The 24,356-nt window shown below is 70.7% G+C and carries 21 protein-coding genes; 6 read left to right on the top strand and 15 right to left on the bottom strand.

The genetic code is table 11. The features are described 5' to 3' along the window. Position 1: 1 nt before the first annotated feature. The 5 genes from AB0D93_RS02230 to AB0D93_RS02210 form a co-directional block, all read right to left on the bottom strand. Positions 2-808: an aldose 1-epimerase gene (locus AB0D93_RS02230; RefSeq protein WP_362111435.1), complete on the bottom strand. Its 807-nt coding sequence runs from the start codon at positions 806-808 to the stop codon at positions 2-4. 42 nt (positions 809-850) lie between these two features. Further along, positions 851-1,615, bottom strand: coding sequence for an SRPBCC domain-containing protein (locus AB0D93_RS02225; protein ID WP_362111432.1), 765 nt, complete (start codon positions 1,613-1,615; stop codon positions 851-853). Between the two features lie 54 nt (positions 1,616-1,669). After that, on the bottom strand, positions 1,670-3,307 hold the full coding sequence (locus AB0D93_RS02220; RefSeq protein ID WP_362111429.1) for a polyamine aminopropyltransferase: 1,638 nt from the start codon (positions 3,305-3,307) through the stop codon (positions 1,670-1,672). A 97-nt stretch (positions 3,308-3,404) separates the two neighbouring features. Continuing rightward, positions 3,405-3,929, bottom strand: a complete 525-nt coding sequence (locus AB0D93_RS02215; RefSeq protein WP_362111426.1) for a DUF2617 family protein — start codon at positions 3,927-3,929, stop codon at positions 3,405-3,407. Between the two features lie 319 nt (positions 3,930-4,248). Then, entirely contained in the window at positions 4,249-4,596 is a 348-nt protein-coding gene (locus AB0D93_RS02210) for a hypothetical protein (protein ID WP_362111423.1), read from the bottom strand. A 118-nt stretch (positions 4,597-4,714) separates the two neighbouring features. Here AB0D93_RS02210 and AB0D93_RS02205 point away from each other — a divergent pair, with 118 nt between their 5' ends. Both AB0D93_RS02205 and AB0D93_RS02200 read left to right on the top strand, forming a co-directional pair. After that, a complete protein-coding gene (locus tag AB0D93_RS02205; protein WP_362111420.1) occupies positions 4,715-5,899 on the top strand; it encodes a pyridoxal phosphate-dependent aminotransferase in 1,185 nt (394 codons plus the stop codon). A gap of 115 nt (positions 5,900-6,014) precedes the next feature. Then, entirely contained in the window at positions 6,015-7,208 is a 1,194-nt protein-coding gene (locus tag AB0D93_RS02200) for a hypothetical protein (protein ID WP_362111417.1), read from the top strand. A gap of 11 nt (positions 7,209-7,219) precedes the next feature. On the opposite strand, the gene AB0D93_RS02195 is transcribed toward AB0D93_RS02200, so the two are convergent. After that, entirely contained in the window at positions 7,220-7,759 is a 540-nt protein-coding gene (locus tag AB0D93_RS02195) for a YbjN domain-containing protein (RefSeq protein WP_362111414.1), read from the bottom strand. A 161-nt stretch (positions 7,760-7,920) separates the two neighbouring features. Continuing rightward, a complete protein-coding gene (gene clpB, locus AB0D93_RS02190) occupies positions 7,921-10,518 on the bottom strand; it encodes an ATP-dependent chaperone ClpB (RefSeq protein WP_362111411.1) in 2,598 nt (865 codons plus the stop codon). 117 nt (positions 10,519-10,635) lie between these two features. Here clpB and AB0D93_RS02185 point away from each other — a divergent pair, with 117 nt between their 5' ends. Further along, entirely contained in the window at positions 10,636-11,028 is a 393-nt protein-coding gene (locus AB0D93_RS02185) for a TIGR03618 family F420-dependent PPOX class oxidoreductase (RefSeq protein ID WP_362111408.1), read from the top strand. 147 nt (positions 11,029-11,175) lie between these two features. Here the strand turns inward: AB0D93_RS02185 and AB0D93_RS02180 are convergent, their stop codons facing one another. Then, positions 11,176-11,511: a hypothetical protein gene (locus AB0D93_RS02180; protein ID WP_362111405.1), complete on the bottom strand. Its 336-nt coding sequence runs from the start codon at positions 11,509-11,511 to the stop codon at positions 11,176-11,178. 335 nt (positions 11,512-11,846) lie between these two features. Between AB0D93_RS02180 and AB0D93_RS02175 the strand changes: the two genes are divergently transcribed. Further along, positions 11,847-12,809: a helix-turn-helix transcriptional regulator gene (locus AB0D93_RS02175; RefSeq protein ID WP_362111402.1), complete on the top strand. Its 963-nt coding sequence runs from the start codon at positions 11,847-11,849 to the stop codon at positions 12,807-12,809. A gap of 57 nt (positions 12,810-12,866) precedes the next feature. Further along, positions 12,867-13,850, top strand: a complete 984-nt coding sequence (locus AB0D93_RS02170) for a helix-turn-helix transcriptional regulator (protein ID WP_362111399.1) — start codon at positions 12,867-12,869, stop codon at positions 13,848-13,850. Here AB0D93_RS02170 and AB0D93_RS02165 read toward each other — a convergent pair. The 7 genes from AB0D93_RS02165 to AB0D93_RS02135 all read right to left on the bottom strand — a co-directional run bounded on the left by AB0D93_RS02165 (position 13,813) and on the right by AB0D93_RS02135 (position 21,824). Then, positions 13,813-14,859 (bottom strand): LuxR C-terminal-related transcriptional regulator, encoded by a 1,047-nt coding sequence (locus AB0D93_RS02165; protein ID WP_362111396.1) that lies wholly within the window; start codon positions 14,857-14,859, stop codon positions 13,813-13,815. The two genes, AB0D93_RS02170 and AB0D93_RS02165, sit on opposite strands and share 38 nt — an antisense overlap. 309 nt (positions 14,860-15,168) lie before the next feature. After that, complete coding sequence (locus tag AB0D93_RS02160; RefSeq protein ID WP_362111393.1) at positions 15,169-16,275, bottom strand: substrate-binding domain-containing protein; 1,107 nt, start codon at positions 16,273-16,275, stop codon at positions 15,169-15,171. Positions 16,276-16,530: 255 nt separating this feature from the next. Further along, positions 16,531-16,977, bottom strand: coding sequence for a helix-turn-helix domain-containing protein (locus tag AB0D93_RS02155; protein WP_362111390.1), 447 nt, complete (start codon positions 16,975-16,977; stop codon positions 16,531-16,533). Positions 16,978-16,982: 5 nt separating this feature from the next. After that, positions 16,983-18,155 (bottom strand): molecular chaperone DnaJ, encoded by a 1,173-nt coding sequence (dnaJ, locus tag AB0D93_RS02150; RefSeq protein WP_362111387.1) that lies wholly within the window; start codon positions 18,153-18,155, stop codon positions 16,983-16,985. A gap of 48 nt (positions 18,156-18,203) precedes the next feature. Beyond that, complete coding sequence (gene grpE, locus AB0D93_RS02145; protein WP_362111384.1) at positions 18,204-18,866, bottom strand: nucleotide exchange factor GrpE; 663 nt, start codon at positions 18,864-18,866, stop codon at positions 18,204-18,206. Beyond that, entirely contained in the window at positions 18,863-20,710 is a 1,848-nt protein-coding gene (dnaK, locus tag AB0D93_RS02140) for a molecular chaperone DnaK (protein WP_362111381.1), read from the bottom strand. The genes grpE and dnaK overlap by 4 nt, the downstream gene beginning before the upstream one ends. A 94-nt stretch (positions 20,711-20,804) precedes the next feature. Continuing rightward, a complete protein-coding gene (locus tag AB0D93_RS02135; protein WP_362111378.1) occupies positions 20,805-21,824 on the bottom strand; it encodes an undecaprenyl/decaprenyl-phosphate alpha-N-acetylglucosaminyl 1-phosphate transferase in 1,020 nt (339 codons plus the stop codon). Positions 21,825-22,024: 200 nt separating this feature from the next. Here AB0D93_RS02135 and AB0D93_RS02130 point away from each other — a divergent pair, with 200 nt between their 5' ends. Further along, entirely contained in the window at positions 22,025-24,292 is a 2,268-nt protein-coding gene (locus AB0D93_RS02130) for a (Fe-S)-binding protein (RefSeq protein WP_362111375.1), read from the top strand. The last annotated feature ends 64 nt before the right edge of the window (positions 24,293-24,356 follow it).

Genomic DNA, 24,356 nt, shown 5'->3' with positions numbered 1-24,356 from the left:
CTTAAAGGCGCCGCCAGCTCCAGGTCGTGGTCGCCTCCAGCGGCTCCAGCGGGGTGACCAGGCGCGGGAGGGTGTTCAGGCCGTTGGGCGGGCCGGTCTGCGGCTCCACGCACACGGCCTCGGCCTGTTCGTCGTAGACCACCACCCACTCCTCCCGGCTGCCCACCTTCAGCTCCAGCTGTCCGGGCCAGGTGAGGGTGACGTCGACGCCGCCGGGCATGCCGAAGCAGTCGTCCCAGGGGCCGGGCCTCGGGTCGATCCGGTTGCCGGTGGGCAGATGGTCCTCCCCCCGCTCCTCCTGCCAGGCGGGCTTGAAGTCGAGCGTCGCGGCCTCGCCGACCGCACCGTCCGCGCCCGCGAGGGTTCGGTTGAACCACGGGTGCCAGCCGATCTGCGCCGGGAAGGAGTCGTCCCGCGCCTCCACCGACATCGTCAGCGTCAGGCTGTCCTCGGCGAGCGTGACGACCTGGGTGACGCGGCCGGGATGCGGCCAGGGGTCGGCCAGGTCGTACGTGATCACCGCCTCGTTCTCCGCGACGCGCACGGTGCGCCAGGCGCCGTCGCGGGCGGTGCCGTGGATGGCGTGGGGCGGGGAGTTGACCGGCATCTGGCGCACGGTGCCGCCGTCCAGGAAACGGCCTTCGCGGATCCGGCCGCACCAGGGCACCATGGGGAAACAGCCGTAGCGCGGCCCCTGCCTCAGCAGTTCCAGGGAATCGATCTCGAGGCCGCTGATCCGGCCGCCGCTCTCGGGGCTGACACGTACCTCTGCACTGCCTGCGGTCAGCGTGATGTCTTCGTTACTCACGGGAAGACAGTACTGGGGGGACCGGCTGGAACTGCACCGCGTTCAGCGCCGTTTGCGCAGTGCCCTGCTGACGACGATCGCCGACGCCACCACGAGTGCCGCCGCCGGGGCCGCCCAGCGCAGTGCCGAGGTCGCCGTCACCGTCTGGGGTGCCGGGACCGGGGCGTAGCGCCCGCGCGGTGGGGCGTGGTCGACCTCTTCCGCGCTGCGGCCGATCATCGTCCGGCGGGCGTGTGCGGCCTCGGCGGGCGGCTCGCCGGTGTCGGCGAAGTCCTCGGCGAGGCGGTCGGCCGCCGGGTCCAGGGACGGCGGCGGGACCTCGGTGTCGAAGACGGAGGTGGGCTCGGCCTCCGGCGCCGGCTGCCCCTCCTCCGGGGGCGCCGCGGGCTCCGGCGTCGCCAGGCTCTCCACGAAACGGTTCAGCAGGCGGGTCACCGCCGCGCTCACCGAGTCCACCGGGAGCTCCGCGATGCGGCCGTCCGCGTTCGCGGTGCCCTCGACCGTGACCGCCGTACCGCCTTCGGTGGCCGCGAGGCGCAGGGTGAGGGCGAGTTTCACGGTGCCGGTGCCACGGGCCTCGGTGGCGTCGGCCTCGACGGCGTACGTGCCGTCCTCGCGGGCCGTCACCCGTGCCGTTCCCCGGTAGGTGACGGAGTGTCCGCCGACGCGCAGCTTCAGGCGGCCGGTGACGGGTTCGGCACCGGCGTCCTGCTGCAGGCCGGGGACCGCGCGGGCGACGCGCGCGGGGTCGGCGAGGGCGTCTCTGAGCGGCTCGACCGGGACCGGGACGATGACCTGGTGCTCCATGTCCGGTGAGCCTACCCAGCCGTGACCGGAAATCACCCTCATCCGACCGGCTCGTCAGTACCGCGGATGCACCAGTGTCGACGCGGACAGTCCCCCGATCCGGGTCCGTGCCGCCGCCCGCGCGTCCGCCGCCAGTTCCGCCTGCGTCAGTGTGCGCAGCCGCCTGGTGCCCAGCCGCAGCGGCGGCGGGGTCCGTCCCGGAGCCGCCAGCAGGAACCCCCAGTCGGGCGGGGCCCCGGACTCCCCCGCCGAGCGGTCGGGACCGGCCGGGAAGCCGGTGTCGTGGCCGAGGACCCGGTAGGGGGAGTCGGCGAAGCCGGCGGCGCGCAGGGTCGCGGAGACCGTCCAGAAGGCGCGGGGGCGGGTGGTGACGGACCCGGCGTGCACGACGAGGCGGCCGCCGGGGGCGAGGACGCGGCGAGCCAGGCCGTAGAACTCCTGGGAGTACAGCTTGGTGCTGGCGGTGATGCCCGGGTCGGGGAGGTCGGCGACGACGACGTCGTACCCGGCGGCGGGTGCGCCGCGCAGCCAGCCGAGCGCGTCGGCGGTGGTGGTGTGGACGCGCGGGTCGTCGTAGGCGTGGCTGTTGGCGGCGGCGAGACCCGGGTCGTGGCGGGCCAGGCGGAGCAGGCCGGAGTCGAGTTCGACGATGTCGAGGCGGCGCACACCGGGCCCGCGCAGCACCTCGCGGGCGGCCAGGCCGTCGCCGCCGCCGAGGATCAGCACGCGCGCGTGCGGCCCGTCGGACAGCGCGGGCTGGACGAGCGCCTCGTGGTAGCGGCGTTCGTCGCGGCCGCCCACCCGGAGCCTGCCGTCCAGGAAGAGGTCGAGGGGCTTGCCGCCGGTGCCGCCGGCCAGGACGACCTCCTGCACGTCGGTCTGTTCGGCGACCCGGACGTCCTTGCCGTAGACGGCGTGCCGCGCGGCGCGTTCGAAGTCGTCGGCGAGCGCGGCGGCGGCGGCGAGGACGCCGAGGACGGTGAGGCCGACGAGGAACAGGGTCCAGCGGGCCCGCCGGGTCAGATCGCGCCGGAAGAGGCCGAGGACCAGGGCGCCGCCGGCGACGACGTTGACCGTGCCGGTGAGCAGGGCGCCCGTCAACTGGCCCAGGAACGGCAGGAGAAGGAAGGGAAAGGCCAGGCCGCCGACCAGCGCGCCCACGTAGTCCGCCGCGAACAGGTCGGCCACCGCGCCGCCCGCGTCCTGGTGCCGGATGCGCTGGATCAGCTCCATCAGCAACGGGACTTCGGCGCCGATGAGCAGGCCGATGGCGAGGGAGAAGGCGACCAGGAGGCAGCGTGGGCCCTCGGCCCAGATCCCGCCCCAGCCGCCGGTCCAGGCGAACACGGCGTACAACGCCATGGCGCTGCACCCACCGATCAGCGCGAGGGCGGTCTCGATCGCGCCGAAGCCGGCGGCCGCGTGCCAGCGCAGGCGCTTGGCGCCGAGCGAGCCGATGCCCATCGCGAACACCATCACGGACAGCACGACGGAGGCCTGGGTGACCGAGTCGCCCATCAAGTACGAGGCGAACGCGACGAGTTCCAGTTCGTACACGAGACCGCAGGCCGCGCAGACGAAGACGCACACGAGGACCAGGAACCGCCCGGTGCCGGGCCGGACGGGCAGCCGGACGGGGCCTGTCCAGGAGGGCGGGGCACCCGGGGGCGCGGGGGCGTGCGGTTCGATCACGCTGCGACGTTACGTCACATGCTCGGTACGCTTCGTCACCCACACGTGTGGAAATGGGGCGGTTGACGTCCGGCGGGTTTATGTCCGTGCGGCGCGCTCACCGCTGCTGTGCCACCACCACCCGCTGCCCCACCCGGGTCCGGGTGGCCACCAACTGCCCGTCCTGCGGGTAGGCGTGCCAGGTGCGCCAGTGCACCTGTCCCTCGTGGCGCTGGGCCAGCATCGCGGTGAAGGCGTGCGGGCTGCCCGGGAAGACGCCCGCGAGGCCGTGCGGATGGTCGGAGACGAGGGCCAGCAACTCCTGGGCGCGGCCCGCGAAGGAGCCGGGCGTGAGCACCTCGACCCGGGCGGCGAACTCGTACTCCCAGTCGCCGACGCGCTTGGCGACGCCGAGCGGCAGCGGGGTGCTGGAGCCGGGGATGCAGGCGACCGTCTCCGAACAGATGCCGCGCTCCTCCTCCAGCAGCACCTGGTGGGACGCGCCGAGCAGTCTCAACTGAAGCCTGGTCCCGCTGAGTTCCAGGTCCAGGGTGGCCAGGGCGGGCAGCGGCTCGCGCCCCAGTGCCCAGGCCAGGTCGGCAGCGCGCGTATCGGTGTAGGAGGTGTTCAGGGTCGTGAGCATGGGTCGGCTCCGCTAACACGCGATGAGGGGGAGATCGGCCATGTCAGCCCAGCCGGCTCGGCCGGGGCGGGGAGTCTCAGGGACGTCCGGGGGGCTGCGTTGGCGATTTAGAGGGAATCATGAACACAGGCGCCCCCACAGCGTTTTTACCCAAGTTCGCCGGGTTTCCATCCCTCAGAGGGCTCCACAGTTCAACTGTTCAACCATGGCGTACGCGGGGCGCGGAGGACGAACGGCGAGCGCCCGCCGGCCGTCGTGCCCGGCGGGCGCCCGCGTGCGGCCCGGATACGGCTCCCCCGACGAGCTCGGCTGCCCCGTGTCAGCTGCCTCCCCCGCATCCGCCGCCGCACGACGAACCCCCGCCGCACGAGGAACCGCCGCAGGAGGAGTGGCCCCCGCAGGAGTGTCCGCCGCCACAGGAGTGACCGCCGTGGTGGCCCCCGTGATGGCCGCCCGACGAACCGGAGTCGGCGCTTCCCGCCCACCAGCTGCCGCTGCCGTCGTACGACGAGGACGAGGAGGACGACGAGCGGTACGACCCGGACCGGCCGCGTCCGCCCTTGCCGAGCGACACCTTGCGCGGCCGGTTCCCGCCCCGCCCGCCGGCCAGTGCCGTCATGGCCACGAACGCGGCCACGACCAGGATGAAGATGATGCCGACGACCATGGCGTCACCCTCCTTCCGTTCCCCCGAAGCGGCCCCCCGTGGACCGCGGTGACCGGGGGATGCCCGGCGGTCACCGGGCTCAAAGCGGAGTTGAGGAAGTCCAGAGCTTGGGCGCAGGATGGCCGGCATGACCTCCAGCGCACGCCCTCACCTCAACCGCCGGCTCGCCGAGTTCGGTACGACGATCTTCGCCGAGATGTCCGCGCTCGCCGTCTCCACCGGTTCGATCAACCTCGGCCAGGGCTTCCCCGACACCGACGGGCCCGAGGAGGTCCGGGAGGCGGCGGTGCGGGCGCTGCGCGAGGGCCACGGCAACCAGTACCCGCCGGGCCCGGGCATCCCCCGGCTGCGCACCGCGATCGCCGCCCACCAGCAGCGCCGGTACGGGCTGCCGTACGACCCCGACACCGAGGTGCTGGTGACGGCCGGCGCGACGGAGGCGATCGCGGCCTCGCTGCTGGCGCTGGTGGAGCCGGGTGACGAGGTCGTGGCCCTGGAGCCGTACTACGACTCCTACGCGGCGAGCATCGCCATGGCGGGCGGCACCAGGGTGCCGGTGACCCTGCGGCCGCACGAGGGAAGCTTCCGGCTGGACCTGGACGAGCTGCGCGCGGCCGTCACCGACCGCACCCGGCTGCTGCTGATCAACACGCCCCACAACCCGACCGGTACGGTCCTCACGCGCGCGGAGCTGGCCGCGATCGCCGAGCTGGCGGTCGAGCGGGACCTGCTGGTGGTCACGGACGAGGTCTACGAACACCTGGTCTTCGACGACGCCGAGCATCTGCCGCTCGCCTCGTTCCCCGGAATGCGGGAGCGCACGGTGACGATCGGCTCGGCCGGCAAGACCTTCTCCTTCACCGGCTGGAAGGTCGGCTGGGTCACGGCCGCGCCCGAGCTGGTGGCCGCGGTCCGCTCGGTGAAGCAGTTCCTGACCTACGTCTCCTCGGGCCCCTTCCAGTACGCGGTCGCGGAGGCGCTCGCGCTGCCCGACTCCTACTTCGAGGACCTCCGCCGGTCCATGCTGGCCCGCCGGGACATCCTCGCGGGGGGACTGGCGGAGGCGGGCTTCGACGTCTACCGGCCGGCCGGCACGTACTTCGTCACCACCGACATCCGTCCCCTCGGCGAGAAGGACGGTTTCGCCTTCTGCCGCGCCCTGCCGCAGCGGGCCGGCGTCGTGGCGATCCCCAACGCCGTGTTCTACGACGACCGGGAGGCCGGGGCGCCGTTCGTGCGGTTCGCGTTCTGCAAGCGCGAGGAGGTGTTGCGGGAGGCGGTGGAGCGCTTGCGGGCGATGTGAGCGGTCCGGTGCCCCTTCGGGGGCGCCGCGGCAGGCAGCCGAATCGGTGAACCCGTGCCGCTCTCGGCCCCCACCTGCTCGCGTCGGCGCCGATGCCCTTGCAGGGTGCTCAGATGTGACCCACGCCAGCACCACCCTCGCCCCACCCGTAGCCGCGTCCAAACCGGCGCAGCGAGACCGCGCCCGTCCCTCCTTCCTCCGCACCAGCGGCGTCGCCGTGGGCCTCTTCCTCGGCGTCCGGCTCACCGGCGTGGCCGTGCTCGCCCTCTTCGCCCATGTCGCGGGCCGGCACCCGCTGGCGCTGCTCGCCCGGTCCTGGGACTCGGTGTGGTACCTCACCATCGCCGCGCACGGCTACGGTCACGACCTGCCCTCCGGCGACCCGGAGCCGCACAGCGACCTCGCGTTCTTCCCGCTGTACCCGGCGCTGCTGCGGGCGGTGACCGCGCTGACCCCGTTCGGCGGGGGCACCGCCGGGCTGCTGATCTCGTGGACCGCGGCCGCGGTGGCCGCCGCCGGGATCCACGCGGTCGGCTCCTGGCTGCACGGGCGGGCCACCGGTATCGCGCTGGTGCTGCTGTGGGGGCTGCTGCCGCACGCGGTGGTGCTGTCGATGGCGTACACCGAGCCGGTGCTGGCCGCGTTCGCGGCCTGGTCGCTGTACGCGCTGCTGGCCGGGAACTGGCTGTGGGCGGGCGCGCTCGCGGCGCTGGCGGGGCTGTCCCGGCCGAACGGGTTCGCGGTGGCCGCCGCTGTGCTGGTCACGGCCGGGGCCGAGGTGTGGCGGCGGCGCGGAAGGGTTTCCCACAGGCTGTGGACGGGCGCGGCGCTCGCCCCGCTGGGCTGGACGGCGTATGTGCTGTGGGTGGGCGGGCGCAAGGGCGATCTGCTGGGCGGCTACTTCGAGGTGCAGCGGCTGTGGGGCTCGACGTTCGACTTCGGGCGGGGCTCGGCCGGGTTCCTGCGCGCGATGCTGCTGCACGGCAGCCGGTTCGTCTTCCCGATGGCGCTGGTCCTGGTCGTGGCGGCGGCGGTGCTGTACGCGCTGCTGCTCCTGGACCGCGCTCCGCTGCCCCTGCTCGTGCACAGCGGGGCGCTGCTGCTGATCGCGCTCGGCGGGTCGGGCTTCTTCGAGTCCAAGCCGCGGTTCCTGCTGCCGGCGTTCCCGCTGCTGCTGCCGCTCGCCCGGGGACTGGTGCACACGGCGAAAACCCGGCCCTGGCACGCGACCGTGCTGGTCGCGGCCCTGGCCGGGCTCAGCTATCTCTACGGCGCGTACCTGGTGGTGTACGCGCAGGCACCGCTGTAGGCGCTGCGGGGCTACTCGCCCTCGCCCTCGGGGTTCTCGGGCTTGTCCGCCTCGTTGACGTCCTGCTCCAGGCCGAGCTGCTCGACGAGCCACTTGTCGAACTCGATCGCGGCCCGGACCCAGCTGACGGTCGAGGAGACGAAGTGGTTGATGTCGACACCCGTGCCGATCAGCATCTGGGCCTCGCCGATCAGGCGGACGGTGCCGTCGTCGTGGGTGTGGGTGTACACCTTGGGCCACAGGGTGCGGCGGTTCCAGTCGTCGACGGACTCCAGCAGCTGCGGCTTGTCATCGATCTGGTGGGGGCGATCGTAGAAGGTCCGCACCGAGAAGACGGCCTGCTCGGCCTCCCCGCGGAACATGAAGTAGGTGCGGAACTGCTCCCACGGAGCCGCGAGGTCGCCTTCCTCGTCTACGACGTACTTCAGCTCCATCTGGTCGAGGAGCTGCTTCACGAGGTCCTGATCCGGGAGGACGGGGCCGGCCGGTCCCTGGGGCTGCGGTTCGGGCTGGCCCCCGAAGTTCGGAATCGAGGACGGGTCGATGCTCACCGTGTTTTTCCCTTCATGGTGGATCTCGCCATCCTCCCCCATCCGGGGAGGGGGGAAGCAAGCCCCGACGCCCTCCTGTCCGCCATTGGCTGACAGGATTCCGGCTGCTGCACCCCCATGGCCGTCCTCCGGCCGCCCTCGGACGCCGGACGGCCCGGATCTCACAGCGTCTTCCCCGTCGCCGGTCCCACCAGCAGACCCTCGCCGAAGCGGTCGACGCGGACCGTGTCGCCGTCCTTGACCTCGCCGGAGAGGATCTCCTTGGCGAGCCGGTCGCCGATGGAGGTCTGGACCAGGCGGCGCAGCGGGCGGGCGCCGTAGGCCGGGTCCATGCCCTCCTCCGCCAGCCAGGCCAGCGCCTGCGGGGTGACGTCCAGCGTGAGCCGGCGCTCGGCGAGGCGCGCCGCCAGCCGGTCGATCTGGAGCCGGGCGATCCGGGACAGCTCGTCCTTGCTGAGGGCGGAGAAGACGACCAGGTCGTCCAGGCGGTTGAGGAACTCCGGCTTGAAGGAGGTGCGGACCGCCTCCAGGACCTGCTCCTTCTTCTCCTGCTCGCCCAGCATCGGGTCGACCAGGTACTGGCTGCCCAGGTTGGAGGTGAGCACCAGGATGGTGTTGCGGAAGTCGACCGTGCGGCCCTGACCGTCCGTCAGGCGACCGTCGTCCAGGACCTGCAGGAGGACGTCGAAGACCTCGGGGTGGGCCTTCTCCACCTCGTCCAGCAGCACGACGCTGTACGGGCGGCGGCGGACCGCCTCCGTGAGCTGGCCGCCCTCCTCATAACCGACGTAACCGGGGGGCGCGCCGACCAGCCGGGCCACGCTGTGCTTCTCTCCGTACTCCGACATGTCGATGCGGACCATGGCCCGCTCGTCGTCGAAGAGGAAGTCCGCGAGCGCCTTGGCGAGTTCGGTCTTGCCGACGCCCGTGGGGCCGAGGAAGAGGAAGGAACCGGTGGGCCGGTCGGGGTCGGCGATGCCCGCGCGGGAGCGGCGGACCGCGTCCGACACCGCGCGCACGGCCTCGGTCTGGCCGATCAGCCGCTTGCCCAGCTCGTCCTCCATGCGCAGCAGCTTCTGCGTCTCGCCCTCCATCAGGCGGCCGGCCGGGATGCCGGTCCAGGCGGCGACGACGTCGGCGATGTCGTCCGAGCCGACCTCGTCCTTGACCATCGTGTCCCTGGCGGCCTCCTCCTCGGCCTCGGAGGCGGCCTCCAGCTCCTTCTCCAGCTGCGGGATCTCGCCGTAGAGCAGCTTGGCGGCGGTGTCGAAGTCGCCGTCGCGCTGGGCGCGTTCGGCCTGGCCGCGCAGGTCGTCCAGGCGCTCCTTCAGCTCGCCGACGCGGTTGAGGGACTGCTTCTCCTTCTCCCAGCGTGCGGTCAGGCCGCGCAGTTCCTCCTGCTTGTCGGCGAGGTCGCGGCGCAGCTTCTCCAGGCGGGCGACGGAGGCCGGGTCGGTCTCCTTGGCGATCGCCAGCTCCTCCATCTTCAACCGGTCGACGGCGCGCTGGAGTTCGTCGATCTCGACCGGCGAGGAGTCGATCTCCATGCGCAGCCGGGAGGCGGCCTCGTCGACCAGGTCGATGGCCTTGTCGGGGAGGAAGCGGGAGGTGATGTAGCGGTCGGAGAGGCTCGCGGCGGCCACCAGCGCGCTGTCGGCGATCTGCACCTTGTGGTGGGCCTCGTACCGGCCCTTGAGACCGCGCAGGATCGCGATGGTGTCCTCGACGGTCGGCTCGGCGACCAGCACCTGCTGGAAGCGCCGCTCCAGCGCCGGGTCCTTCTCGATCCGCTCCCGGTACTCGTCCAGGGTGGTTGCGCCGACCATGCGCAGCTCGCCACGGGCCAGCATCGGCTTGAGCATGTTGCCCGCGTCCATGGCGGAGTCGCCGCCGGCACCGGCGCCGACGACGGTGTGCAGCTCGTCGATGAACGTGATGATCTGCCCGTCGGAGTCCTTGATCTCGGCGAGGACGGCCTTCAGGCGCTCCTCGAACTCGCCGCGGTACTTGGCGCCGGCGACCATCGCGCCGAGGTCCAGCGCGACCAGCCGCTTGTCCTTCAGCGACGAGGGCACGTCACCCTTGACGATCCGCTGGGCGAGCCCCTCGACGACGGCCGTCTTGCCGACGCCCGGCTCACCGATGAGGACGGGGTTGTTCTTCGTACGGCGGGACAGCACCTGCACCACCCGCCGGATCTCCGGGTCCCGCCCGATGACCGGGTCGAGCCGGCCCTCGCGGGCGGCGGCGGTGAAGTCGGTGCCGAACTTCTCCAGGGCCTTGTACTGGCCCTCCGGGTCGGCGGTGGTCACGCGGCGTCCTCCCCTGGCCTTCTTGAAGGCCTCCAGCAGCTTCTTCGCATCGGCGCCCTGCCCCTTCAGCAGCTCGCCCGTCGCCCCGCCCTTGGCGGCGATGCCGATGAGCAGGTGCTCGGTCGACAGGTACTCGTCGCCGAGGTCCTTCGCGCGCTCGGTGGCGTCGGCGATCACGGCCAGCAGTTCGCGGTTGGGCTGCGGGGGCGCCACGGTGGATCCGGTCACGCTGGGCAGCGCGGCCAGCAGCTTCTCCGCTCCGGCGCGCACGGCGGCCTGGTCGGCCTCGACGGCCGCGAGCAGGTCGGTGATGTTCTCGTTCTCCTGCCCCTGGAGCAGAGCCAGCAGCAGGTGGGCAGGGGTGAGGTCCGGGTGCCCCTCGGACACGGCCCGGTTGCCGGCCGTGTTGATCGCGTCCCGGCTCCTGTTGGTCAGCTCGGCGTCCACGTCGTCCGTTCTCCTCCTCGTCCGCACTCTCCACTGCTGACTTAACCAGCGTACACAAAGTTGAGTCCATTCCGCTCAAGGTTCGCGGGCCCCGCCTCCGGCGCTAGGTTGCGGGGCATGGCGAACCACTCTGAGCAGTACCTGGAGTTCTGGCGGGAACGCCACCTGTGCACCCTGACGACGCTCCGCTCCGACGGCAGCCCGCACGTGGTGCCGGTGGGGGTGACGTACGACGCGGAGGCCGGACTGGCCAGGGTGATCACCAACGGGGCCAGCACGAAGGTGCGGCACGTGCGCGCGGCCGGGGCCGAGGGCGCCCGGGTGGCGGTGTGCCAGGTGGACGGCCGGCGCTGGGCCACGCTGGAGGGGCGCGCACGGGTACGGACGGAACCGGAACGGGTCGCGGAGGCGGTCCGGCGCTACGCGGAGCGCTACGAGCGGAGGCCGGGGCCGAACCCGGCGCGCGTGGTGATCGAGATCGAGGTGGAGCGGACCCTGGGGAACGTCTGAGGTGGCCGAAAACTTTCAGCCAGGATGGAAGTCCCCCCGTACCCGCACATCTGCGTACAAACTGCAGCGGCGTCACCGTGTTCAGGTCACGGTGACGCCGCTGCGGGGGGAAGCACCTGAGCGATCTTTTACGACGGGGGAATCGCGTCAGGCACTGCGGGGGGTGGCAGAGATGGTCCTCAGGTCACGGTCCGTCGGCTCCGCGAGCCGATGATCCCGCTGGTCGAGGTTGACAAAGATCATTCCGTACCGGATGGCGCACCGGACCGGCTGGGGCGCGCCACGGGGCTTGCGCAGGCACCGGTACGCCCGCACGTCCTCGTCGTCGTCCCGCGTCACGACGACCGGCTCACCGAACACGGTCACCATCAGCGAGTCACCGCTGTGGGGGATGGCGGTGACCAGGTCGATGAAGTGCCAGCCGGAGCGGTAGGCCGTGGCCATTTCGCGTCGAAAGGAACGGTCGTCGGGCGGCGTACTCATGCCGGCACACCCGTCCGCACGATGTCCCAGCCGAGATCCTGCGCGGACCGGGCCTGGTTCACCGACTTGGCGCTGTCCCAGCCGAGATCCAGCGTACTCACCATGCCGAAGACCAGTCCTGCGGAGAAGGCAACGGCAAGTACTGAGCGAAGCATTCTCTTGCACATGATGGGCTTCGTCCTCACTTCCCCAGTGTCTCTCCCCCGCCTTCATGACGATGGCTCATCAAGCCACGTCAAAGCCACAGAACCGGTGCATCATGTTCCTGCACGTTCAGGACCCTGGGGGGTGGAGATTTGCCACATAACGAGAAAAGCGGGACACATCCTCACGGGATGACGGACCTCTGCGACGAAGGCAAGCGTCTCTATGCGGACGCGCTCCGGCTGGGCCGGGTTTCGCGCTCGGAGGTGGTTCCCGCCCCCTGCCTGCTGGAATTCGCGCTGCTGCACCCGGATCCCGACGATCCGAACTGGCTGCGGCCGGTACTGCCCGCGGCCGCCCTCGCCCAGCGCCTGCATCCCATCGAACGCGAGATCCAGGAGCGCAGACATCTCGCGATCGAACTCACCGACTCCTTCGAGCCATTCCTGGCCATCAGCGCCCAGGGCCCGAGGGAGACCCACGCCGTCACGGTGCACGAGGGCATCGACCGCATCAACGCGGCCATCGAGCGGGCCACCGCCGAGTGCCAGACCGAGGTGCTCACCGTGCAGCCCGGCGGCGGACGCAGCGAGCACGTGCTGAGCACGGCCCTGAAGCGGGGCCAGCACATCATCGACCGCGGCATCTCCATGCGCACGCTGTACCAGCACACGGTACGGCACAGCCAGGGAACGCTCGCCTACGCGGAGATCATGGCCAAGGGGAAGGTCGAGATCCGTACGCTGGAGGAACTCATCGAGCGGCTGATGATCTTCGATCGCTCGGTCGCGTTCATACCCGCGCGTGACGACCGTCAGGTCGCGCTGGAACTGCGGCACCCCGGCCTGGTCGACTACCTCGTGAAGGTCTTCGAGCAACTGTGGCGGCGCGCGGTGCCCCTCCTGGAGGAACCGGCCTACGCCCCTCCCGTCGACGGCATCACCGGCGTCCAGCGCTCGATAGCCAAGCTCCTGGTCGAGGGGCACGTGGACGAGGCCATAGCCCGCCGCCTCGGCATGAACGTGCGCACCTGCCGGGCCCACATCGCCAAACTGGCCTCGGCCCTCGGCAGCGGCAGCCGCGCCCAACTCGGCTTCCTCATCGCGCAGTCCGGGCTGCTGGACAAGGACACCTCGCTGGGCGGTGAGCAGTGACCGACGGGCACCGAAGAGCGGCACGGTGACGGCGCGGCAGCAGGGGGAGGTGAGTCCGTGAAGCACCGGGAGCACGGTGTCGAGGAGTTGTGCGCGGCCGGGCAGGAGGTGTACGAGCGTGCCCTGCGGGAGGGTCGCATACCCGTGGCCGACGCCGCCGACGCGCCCTGTCTGACCGGCTTCGGCCTGCTCCACCCCGCCCTCGACGACCTCGGCCTGCTCGAACCGGTCCCGCCCGCCGCGGCACTGCACCGGCTGCTGCGCGCCTCCGCAGTCCGCGTCGCCGAGGAACGGCGGCGCGAGGACCGGCTGGTGGAGCGGTTCGAGCCGTTCATGCGGGTCGACGTACGACAGCCGCCCGGCACCGGCGGCACGATGCTGCGGCTGCTCAGCGGCACCGAGCAGATCAACCGGGCCATCACCGACGCGATGGTCGACGCCACCGAGGAGTCCCTCACCATCCAGCCGCACTCCGGGCTGACCGGCGCGCGCGGCGAGGCGGCCCGTGAAGCCGCCTTCTCGCGCGACCAGGCCCTGCTGGACCGCGGCGGCCGCATCCGCGTCCTCTACCAGCACACCCTGCGCCATGTGCCGCTCGTGTACGGGCCGCTGGAGCACTTCCGGCGCGGCGACACCGAGGCCCGCAGCCTGGACGAGGTGCCGGACCGGCTCATCGTCATCGACCGCAAGATCGCCTTCCTGCCGGCCGACGACGACGGCACCCTCGCCCTGGAGGTCCGCCACCCGGCCCTGATCAAGTACTTCGTCACGACCTTCGACCGGCTCTGGCGGCTGGCCACGCCGATGTTCCCGAAGGCGGTGCGGCCGCCCTCGGTGAACGGCGTCACGCCCCGCCAGCGGGCCATCGCGGCCCTCCTCGTCGAAGGGCTCACCGACGCCGTCATCGCCGACCGCCTCGGCATGAACGTCCGCACCGCACGCCTGCACATCGCCAAGCTCTCCGCCACCCTCGGCAGTGACAGCCGGGCACAGCTGGGCTATCTCATCGCACGCTCGGGGATTCTTGATCAGGAGCCGTGAGCGCGGCGGCCGGCAGCCCGTGGCCCCGGTGGCCGTCCAGGCCGACCTGGGCTATGCGCACGCCCAGCTGGGTGCGGCTGGCCGCGCCGAGGGTCTCCGACAGACGGGCGATGTGGGCGCGGCAGGTGCGCACGCTGATGCCGAGCCGTTCCGCGATCACCGCGTCCTGGTGGCCCTCGGCGAGCAGCGCGGCGATGGACTGCTCGCGGTGCGAGATGCCCTCGATGCCGGTGTCGGGGAGCGGGGCGGTCAGGGGGATGGCGAGGCGCCAGAGCCGCTCGAAGACCGTCACCAGGTATTCGACCAGGGCGGGGTGGCGCAGCTCCAGGGCCATCGTGCGGTCGGTGTTGGCCGGGATGAAGGCCACCGTGCGGTCGAACAGGATGAGCCGGTCGATGACCTCGTCCAGGGTGCGAGCCTCGACGGTGTCGCCCATCAGCTCCAGGTAGTTGAGCAGCCCCTGGCCGTGCCGGGCCACATGGGTGTACAGGTCGCGCATGCGCACGCCCCGGCCGCGCAGGGCCAGTGCCCGGTGCAGCCCCTCGGTCAGCTCGGCCTCCCGGCGGATGCCGCCCGGCTGCACGGTGAGCACCTCGGTCGTGCACGCCTCGGTCGCCTCGTCCATCGCGGCCTGGATCCGGGAGAGCCCGTCCAGCACCCGGATCGCGCTGCCCTCGGCCGGCGCGGCCAGTGAGCCGAGCTGACGGCCCAGTCCGGCGTACCACTCGAAGGCCGCCACCGCCGAGCCCACCCGGCGCTGGCTCTCGCTGACCTCGTCGTAGACCCCGCGCAGCAGCCTGCTCATGACCTCCTGCGGGGAGGTCGGCACCAGCCAGTCCATGTCGTCGGGGTCCGGGTGCAGCAGGGCCAGCTCCAGCAGACAGGGCACCGGCTCGGCATCAGTGCGCGGCACCCGACCCCGGCGTACGGCCCGGGAATACACGCGATCCCCGGCCGCGCACAGTCGGTCGGCGCCGTGTGGATGCTCCTCCGCCCCGCGCCCGGCCATCGCCCATTTCACCCCCGGTGTGCTGCCACTTCCGCAGCGCAACTATGCGCGGCGTCGACCGGGTCCGCAACACGGCTCCCTCCAACGGGGCCGCCGCAAAGCGCTGTTATGTCCGGGTATCCGCCAGGCTCCGCCCCTCGCATTGCAACAAGCTGATGGTGGTGGGGCGGAGTGCGTCACGGCATCGTTGGTTCCACTTCCCCGCCGCGTCGGGGGCGTCGCATCGCGTTCACGGGGGTGACGCGAAGCGAGGCGCGCGCGGTTGCCCGCGCCCCTGGGGTGCCGTCCTCAGGGGCGCGGCGGAACGGTCTACTTCAGGCCGAGCGTCGCGCAGGCCGCCTTGTACTTGGCCGTGCAGATGTCGCCCACGGTGTAGATGCCGTCCGCGACGACCGTGGACTTGATGTTGCTCTTGGTCAGGGCGGTCGGCTGGATCAGCTTGGACGGGATGCTCTTGGTGGTGGGGCTGTCGACCTTGTCCTGGGTGAGCGCGTCGAACTGGATGTCCCGGCCCTGGACCTTGGCGACGGCCATCTGGGCGGCGGCCTGGGCCTCGTCCGGATAGGCCTTGTAGACGCTCATGTACTGCTCGCCGGCCACGATCCGCTGGACGGCGTCGAGCTCCGCGTCCTGGCCGGTGACCGGGGGCAGGCTGGTGACGCCGGCGGCCTTCAGGGCCTTGATGACGCCGCCCGCCATGCCGTCGTTGGCCGCGTAGACGCCGGCGATGTTGTTCTTGCCGATCGCGTTGAGGGCCTTGGTCATCTCGGTCTCGGCGAGCTCCGGCTTCCAGTCCGTGGTGTCGTACGTCGCCCCGATCGTCACCTTGCCGGTGAGCTCGGAGAGCGCGCCCTCCTTGAACTGCTTGGCGTTCGGGTCGGTGGGCGAGCCGTTCACCATGACGATCTTGGAGGAGCTGTCGGCGTTCGACCCGAGGGCCTCCAGCAGGGTGCGGCCCTGGACCTCGCCGACCAGCTCGTTGTCGAAGGAGACGTAGGCGTCGATCGGGCCCTCGGCGAGACGGTCGTAGGCGATGACCGGGATGCCCGCGTCCTTGGCCTTCTGCACCTCGGCGGCGATGGCGTGCGAGTCGACCGCGTCGACCAGGATGACGTCGACCTTCTCGTCGATCATCTGCTGCATCTGCGAGGTCTGCTTGGAGGCGTCCGCGTCCGCGTTCTCGTACTCGACCTTGCCCTGCTTCTTGGTGAGCGCGGCGACCTGGGTCTTGATGATGGGGTAGTCGAACTTGTCGTACCGGGTGTTCGCCTTCTCCGGCAGCAGCAGGCCCACGGTGATGTCGTTGCCCTTGCTGGGGCTCGCGTTCGCACCGTCCCCCGTCGCGTCCAGGACGCCGCAGCCGGCGAGCGAGAGGGTCATCGTGGATGCTGCCACGGATATGGCGATACGACGCATTCGAGGGCTCACTTCAGGTGTTCCGGACGTAGGGCTGCTATACGACCCAGGTGTCTGAAAAGACAACGCGGGTGCCACACCCGGCGTCAAGCGGAACTACTTAACGAGTCCGCAACACCACGCTCAGCTGACCCTGTGAAGGACGAGCGGAATCATCTTCAAACGCCCTTTACGGACCCTCCATCCAAGGGGAGTTCATGAGACGGCAAAAAAAGGGGCCCGGAATCCGGGCCCCTTCCGCACCGCGTCGGCTGCTCAGTCCTGCTGCCGCTTCGGCCGCCACACCACCAGCGCGCTGGTCTGCTGGACCTCCTGGTACGGCACCAGGTCGCGGCGGTAGGAGGCGTGGACGGCGGCCTCGCGCTGCCGCATCGCCGCCGCCGCGCCGTCCAGGGCCGCCTCCAGCTCCGCGACGCGGGACTGCAGGGCGGCGACCTGGTTCTCCAGTTCGATGATGCGCTTGATTCCGGCCAGGTTGATGCCCTCGTCCTGCGACAACTGCTGCACCTGACGGAGCAGTTCGATGTCGCGGGCCGAGTAGCGTCGGCCCCGGCCCGCGGTGCGGTCCGGGGAGACCAGGCCCAGCCGGTCGTACTGGCGCAGCGTCTGCGGGTGGAGTCCGGAGAGCTGGGCCGCCACCGAGATGACGTAGACCGGGGTCTCCTCGGTCAGTTCATACGGGTTACGTCGACGGCCGTCCATCTCTCTCAGTCTCCCTTCGCCGCCTCGAACAGCTCCGCCCGCGGGTCCTCGCCCGCGGTCGCCTCGCGATACGCCTCGAGTGCGTCACGAGCCTTCCCCGACAGGTCCTTGGGAACACGCACCTCGACGGTGACCAACAGGTCGCCGCGGGTGCCGTCCTTGCGGACCGCGCCCTTGCCCCGGGCGCGCATGGTACGGCCGTTGGGCGTGCCGGGCGGCAGTTTCAGGGTGACGGGCGGGCCGCCGAGGGTGGGCACCCGGACCTCACCGCCGAGGGCCGCCTCGGGATACGTCACGGGCACGGTGACGGTGAGGTTGTCGTCCTTGCGCCCGAACACCGGGTGCGCGCCGACGTGCACGACCACGTACAGGTCGCCCGCCGGTCCGCCCCGCTCGCCGGGCGCGCCCTTGCCGCGCAGCCGGATGCGCTGCCCGTCGGTCACCCCGGCCGGGATGCGGACCTGCATGGTGCGCGAGGACTTGGCGCGGCCGCTGCCCTTGCACTCCATGCAGGGGTGCTCGGCGATCAGGCCGCGGCCCTTGCAGTCGGGGCAGGGGTCGGTGAGCGAGAAGCCGCCGCCGGAGCCCCGGGCGACCTGCCCGGTGCCGACGCAGGTCGGGCACACGCGCGGTGTGCCGTTCTTGTCGCCGGTGCCGGAGCAGGCCTTGCAGGGCGCCTGGGAGGACATCCGAAGCGGCACCGTGGCGCCCTCGATGGCCTCCGTGAAGCTCAGCGTGACCTCGGACTCGATGTCCTGGCCGCGCCTGGGCTGGGTACGCGTGCCCGCGGTGCCGCCGCGGTTGAACAGGCCCCCGAAGACGTCACCGAGCCCACCGCCGAAGCCTCCGCCCTGGGTGGCGGTGCCGCCGCCTCCGAAGAGGTCGCCCAGGTCGAAGTTGAAGGAGCCGCCGGCGCCCGGACCGGGGCGGAAGCCGCCGTTGCCGAACAGGGCGCGTGCCTCGTCGTACTCCTTGCGCTTCTTGGGGTCGCCGAGCACGTCGTTCGCCTCGGAGATCTCCTTGAAGCGCTCCTCGGCCCTGGCGTTGCCCTTGTTGGCGTCCGGGTGGAACTCGCGGGCGAGCTTCCGGTACGCCTTCTTGATCTCGGCCTCGGTGGCGTCCTTGGGGACGCCGAGGACCTTGTAGTAGTCCTTCTCGATGAAGTCCTTGGTGCTCATCCCCGACGCCCCTCCTTCCTGTCTTCAGTCCTGTCTTCGGTGATGACGTCAGCCCTCGTCCGGGCCACCGTTCTCCTTGTCGTCGGCCTGCGTCGCCTCGGTGGTCTCCTCGGCGCCCTCGGCCTTGACGGTCTGCGCGCCGGGCTGCGGCTCGGCGACGGCCACCCGCGCGGGGCGGATGGTGCGCTCGCCGATGCGGTAGCCGGGCTGCAGGATCGCCACGCAGGTCGTCTCGGTGACGTCCGGCGCGTAGGAGTGCATCAGGGCCTCGTGGATGGTCGGGTCGAAGGGCTCGCCCTCCTTGCCGAACTGCTGCAGGCCCATCTTGGCCGCCACGGTCTCCAGCGACTCGGCCACCGACTTGAAGCCGCCGACCAGTTCGCCGTGTTCCCGCGCGCGGCCGATGTCGTCGAGCACGGGCAGGAGCTCGGTCAGGAGGTTCGCGATGGCGATCTCCTTGACCGCGATCCGGTCGCGCTCGACCCGGCGGCGGTAGTTCTGGTACTCGGCCTGGAGGCGCTGGAGGTCCACCGTGCGCTCGTTGAGCGCCGTACGCACCTGGTCCAGCTGGGCCACCAGACCCGCGCTTTCGTTTCCGTCCCCGGCCGGGGCCGCCCCCTTCTCGGGGGCGGCCTTCGACTCGGCGTCGTCGGGGGTGGCGCCGGAGGGGACGTCGGGCTTCTCTTCAAAGCCCGGGGTCTCCTCCGTCACGCGGCACCGTCCTTGCGCTCGTCGTCCACGATCTCGGCGTCGACGACGTCGTCGTCGGCGGCCTTGGCGCCACCGGCGGCGGCACCCTCCGGGCCACCGGCCTGCGCGGCCTGGGCGTCGGCGTACATGGCCTGGCCGAGCTTCTGGGAGACGGCCGCGACCTTCTCGGTGGCGGTGCGGATCTCGGCGGTGTCCTCGCCCTTGAGCTTCTCCTTCAGCTCGGCGACGGCCTCCTCGACCTCGGTCTTGATCTCGCCCGGGACCTTGTCCTCGTTGTCCTTGAGGAACTTCTCGGTCTGGTAGACGAGCTGCTCGCCCTGGTTGCGGGACTCGGCGGCCTCGCGGCGGCGGTGGTCCTCCTCCGCGTACTGCTCGGCCTCCTGGCGCATCCGGTCGACCTCGTCCTTCGGCAGCGAGGAGCCGCCGGTGACGGTCATCTTCTGCTCCTTGCCCGTGCCCAGGTCCTTGGCGGTCACGTGCATGATGCCGTTGGCGTCGATGTCGAAGGAGACCTCGATCTGCGGGACGCCACGCGGCGCCGGCGGCAGACCGGTCAGCTCGAACATGCCGAGCTTCTTGTTGTACGCCGCGATCTCGCGCTCGCCCTGGTAGACCTGGATCTGCACGGACGGCTGGTTGTCCTCGGCCGTGGTGAAGATCTCGGACCGCTTGGTCGGGATCGTGGTGTTGCGCTCGATCAGCTTGGTCATGATGCCGCCCTTGGTCTCGATGCCGAGGGACAGCGGGGTCACGTCGAGGAGCAGGACGTCCTTGACCTCACCCTTGAGGACACCGGCCTGGAGCGAGGCGCCGATGGCGACGACCTCGTCCGGGTTGACGCCCTTGTTGGCCTCCTTGCCGCCGGTCAGCTCCTTGACGAGCTCGGCGACGGCGGGCATACGGGTGGAGCCACCGACGAGGACGACGTGGTCGATCTCGTTGATGGAGATGCCGGCGTCCTTGATGACGTTGTGGAACGGCGTCTTGCAGCGCTCCAGCAGGTCGGCCGTCAGCTGCTGGAACTGGGCCCGGGTGAGCTTCTCGTCCAGGTGCAGCGGGCCCTCGGCGGACGCCGTGATGTACGGCAGGTTGATCGAGGTCTCGGTGGACGAGGACAGCTCGATCTTGGCCTTCTCGGCGGCCTCACGGAGGCGCTGGAGGGCCATCTTGTCCTTGCCGAGGTCCACGCCGTGGCCGGACGCGAACTGCTTGACCAGGTAGTCGACGACGCGCTGGTCCCAGTCGTCACCACCGAGGTGGTTGTCACCGTTGGTGGCCTTCACCTCGACGACGCCGTCGCCGATCTCCAGCAGCGAGACGTCGAAGGTGCCGCCACCGAGGTCGAAGACGAGGATCGTCTGGTCGTCCTTGTCGAGGCCGTAGGCCAGCGCGGCGGCGGTCGGCTCGTTGACGATGCGCAGGACGTTCAGACCGGCGATCTCACCGGCCTCCTTGGTCGCCTGACGCTCGGAGTCGTTGAAGTAGGCCGGGACGGTGATGACCGCGTCGGTCACCTTCTCGCCCAGGTACGCCTCGGCGTCCCGCTTCAGCTTCTGCAGGATGAAGGCGGAGATCTGCTGCGGGTTGAAGTCCTTGCCGTCGAGCTGGATCTTCCAGTCGGTGCCCATGTGACGCTTCACCGAGCGGATGGTCCGGTCCACGTTCGTGACCGCCTGGCGCTTGGCGACCTCGCCGACGAGCACCTCACCGTTCTTCGCGAAGGCGACGACGGACGGCGTGGTCCTGGCACCCTCGGCGTTGGTGATGACGGTGGGCTCGCCGCCCTCCAGAACGCTGACGACGGAGTTAGTCGTGCCCAGGTCGATGCCGACCGCACGTGCCATGGTTGATTCCTCCAGCTGACTTGAGTGGAACGGACTCAAGTGTGCACGACTCCCCCCGCTGGGTCAACAGACCTGAGTCAGGCGGGCTCAAGTCTTATCCGTTCCTTACACGCAATGTGCCCGTGACCTGCTGCGACGGCAGCCGCCGGGGCTGCTGGACAGGGATGCGAAGGGCGACGAGCACCAGCAGCAGCACCCCTCCGGCCACCCACAGCACGGCTCCCTCGCCGGTCCACCCGGTGTGCACGAGCACCCCCACGAGCGCCGTGGAGAAGGACCCGGCACTCAGGAGAACGACGGAGCCCGGCGTGGTGAGCCCGAGCCGCCGCAGCCGGTGCGCGAGATGGTCGGGGCCGCGCCGCAGCAGCGGGCGCCGGGCCAGCAGGCGGGCGAGGACCACCAGCGCGGCGTCGGCGAGGGCCACCGCACCGAGGCAGAACATCACCGCCGCGCTCGGCGTGAGGCCGTACCCCGCGCGCGTGAAGACCAGGGAGGACGACAGCAGGAACCCGGTGAACAGCGAGCCGCAGGCACCGAGGCCGATCCGCGCGGGATGCCAGTTGTGCATCAGGAACCCGGTGAGGGCGGCGGCGAACACGCTCAGCAGGACGGCGAGCCCGTCCATCACCTCGGCGGCGGCGCAGGCCCCCGCGCCGAAGGCGGTGACGACCCCGACCGTGCCGGCCAGCCCGTCCGCGTGGTCGAGCCCCTTGAAGGCGAGCGAGGCGACGACGATCCAGCCCACGGCAAGCAGCCCACCGGGCACGCCCGTCTCGTCGTACGGCACCACACAGACCGCCGCCACGGCCGTACCGGCGACGAGCACGCGCGGGCGGAGCCGCCAGACGTCGGCGACCAGGCCCAGCGCGGCGACCGAGGCGGCGGCGACCAGCAGGTCGGCGACCCCCTCCCCGAGCGGCGCGATCGCGGTCCACTGCCCCACCCAGGCGACGAGACAGGTGACCACCACCACCGCGAGCCCGCCGAGCAGCGGCAGCCGCCGCTGCCGGCGCCGGTCGACGATGCCCGCCCGCAGCGCGGGCACCCGGAGCAGCGCCGCGAGAACAGCGGCGAGGAGAAGGGCGGCGGTGGCGGCGGCGATCCCGTAGAGCACGACCCTAAGGTAGGGGCGAAAGTAGCAATTCGGTACGAATAACACGATCCGATGACCCGTGGGATGATGCGCATCACCCCGAGCCCTGCTGCATCCCGCAGGAAGATGGGGGTAGTCTCAGACGAACTGGATAAGTTACCGCTTAGTAATGTAGCCCGATTGATTGGCTCGGTTAATTCGAGGCCGCCTCAGGAGCCCCAATGCAACTCGCCGCGATCATCGTGTCGCTGGTCCTGATCGTGGTCGGCGTGGCACTGTTCGGCCGCGCCCTCCTCCAGATCTTCAACTTCATGCGGCTGGGCCAGTCGGTACCGGCCGGAACACGGACCAACGACCCCGCACAGCGCACCCTCACCGTGGTCAGGGAGTTCCTCGGCCACACCCGGATGAACCGCTGGGGCGTCGTCGGTGTGGCGCACTGGTTCGTGGCGGTGGGCTTCTTCACCCTGCTGCTGACGATCGTCAACGCGATCGGGCAGCTGTTCAAGGCGGACTGGATCCTGCCGGTCATCGGCGAGTGGGCGCCGTACAACATCTACGTCGAGTTCATCGGCACGATGACGGTCGTCGGCATCCTCGTCCTGATCGCCATCCGCCAGCTGAGCCACCCGCGCAAGCCGGGCCGCAAGTCCCGCTTCGCGGGCTCCAACTTCGGCCAGGCGTACTTCGTCGAGGCCGTCATCCTGATCGTCGGCGTCTGCATCTTCACCCTGCACGCCCTCGAAGGCGCCCAGCACCACGTCGACGGCTACGAGGCCTCGTTCTTCATCTCGTACCCGGTCGTGTCGTGGCTGAAGGGCATGGACGTCTCCACGCTCCAGAACCTCACCTACTTCTTCGCCGGCCTGAAGATCGCGACCTCCTTCATCTGGATGATCGTGGTCGGCCTGAAGACCGACATGGGTGTGGCCTGGCACCGCTTCCTCGCCTTCCCGAACATCTTCTTCAAGCGCAACGCCACCGGTGAGACCTCCCTCGGCGCCCTGCTCCCGATGACCTCCGGCGGCAAGCCGATCGACTTCGCCGACCCCGGCGAGGACGACGTCTTCGGTGTCTCCCAGGTCGAGCAGTTCTCCTGGAAGGGCCTGCTGGACTTCTCCACCTGCACCGAGTGCGGCCGCTGCCAGTCGCAGTGCCCCGCCTGGAACACCGGCAAGCCGCTCTCCCCCAAGCTGCTGATCATGTCGCTGCGGGACCACGCCCACGCCAAGGCGCCGTACCTGCTGGCCGGCGGCGGCAAGACCATGGAGGGCGAGGAGAAGGCCTCCGAGGAGGCCCTGAAGGACGTCCCCGCCGCCGCGCTCGCCGAGGCCGAGCGCCCCCTGATCGGCACCGCCGAGGAGAACGGCGTCATCGACCCGGACGTCCTGTGGTCCTGCACCACCTGCGGCGCCTGCGTCGAGCAGTGCCCCGTCGACATCGAGCACGTCGACCACATCGTCGACATGCGCCGCTACCAGGTCATGATCGAGAGCGCGTTCCCGTCCGAGGCGGGCACGATGCTCAAGAACCTGGAGAAGAAGGGCAACCCCTGGGGCCTGGCCAAGAAGCAGCGCCTGGAGTGGACCAAGGAGGTCGACTTCGAGGTCCCGGTCGTCGGCAAGGACATCGAGGACCTCTCCGAGGTCGAGTACCTGTACTGGGTCGGCTGCGCCGGCGCCCTCGAGGACCGCGCCAAGAAGACCACCAAGGCCTTCGCCGAGCTGCTGCACATCGCGGGCGTCAAGTTCGCGATCATGGGCGGCGACGAGAAGTGCACCGGTGACTCCGCCCGCCGCCTCGGCAACGAGCCCCTGTTCCAGGAGCTCGGCATGGAGAACGTGGCCGCGCTGAACATGGCCTTCGGCGAGGACGACGAGGACGAGAGCACCAAGAAGCCGAAGTCCGCGAAGAAGATCGTCGCCACCTGCCCGCACTGCCTCAACACGCTCGGCAACGAGTACCCGCAGCTCGGCGGCGACTACGAGGTCATCCACCACACCCAGCTGCTCCAGCACCTGGTCGACGAGGGCAAGCTGGTCCCCGTCACCCCGGTCGAGGGCATCATCACCTACCACGACCCCTGCTACCTGGGCCGCCACAACAAGATCTACACGCCCCCGCGCGAGATCATCGGCAAGGTCCCGGGCCTCAGGAACGAGGAGATGCACCGCCACAAGGAGCGCGGCTTCTGCTGCGGCGCCGGCGGCGCCCGGATGTGGATGGAGGAGCGGATCGGCAAGCGCATCAACAACGAGCGCGTCGACGAGGCCCTCTCCCTCAACCCCGACATCGTCTCCACCGCCTGCCCGTTCTGCCTCGTCATGCTCACGGACTCCGTGAACGGCAAGAAGAACGACGGCACGGCCAAGGAGTCCATCCAGGTCGTGGACGTCGCCCAGCTCCTCCTCGACTCCGTCAGGACGCCGGTCGACCCGGCGGGCGAGGCGGAGACCGAGAACGAGCCGGAGCCCGAGCCGGTCAAGTAACCACGGCTCCACCAGACATACGGCGCCCCCTGCTTCGCACAGGCAGGGGGCGCCGTCGTTCCCG

This window comes from Streptomyces sp. NPDC048191 (genome assembly GCF_040652655.1).
In the GTDB taxonomy this organism is placed as follows: domain Bacteria; phylum Actinomycetota; class Actinomycetes; order Streptomycetales; family Streptomycetaceae; genus Streptomyces.
This window is presented reverse-complemented; position numbering and strand designations above follow the sequence as displayed.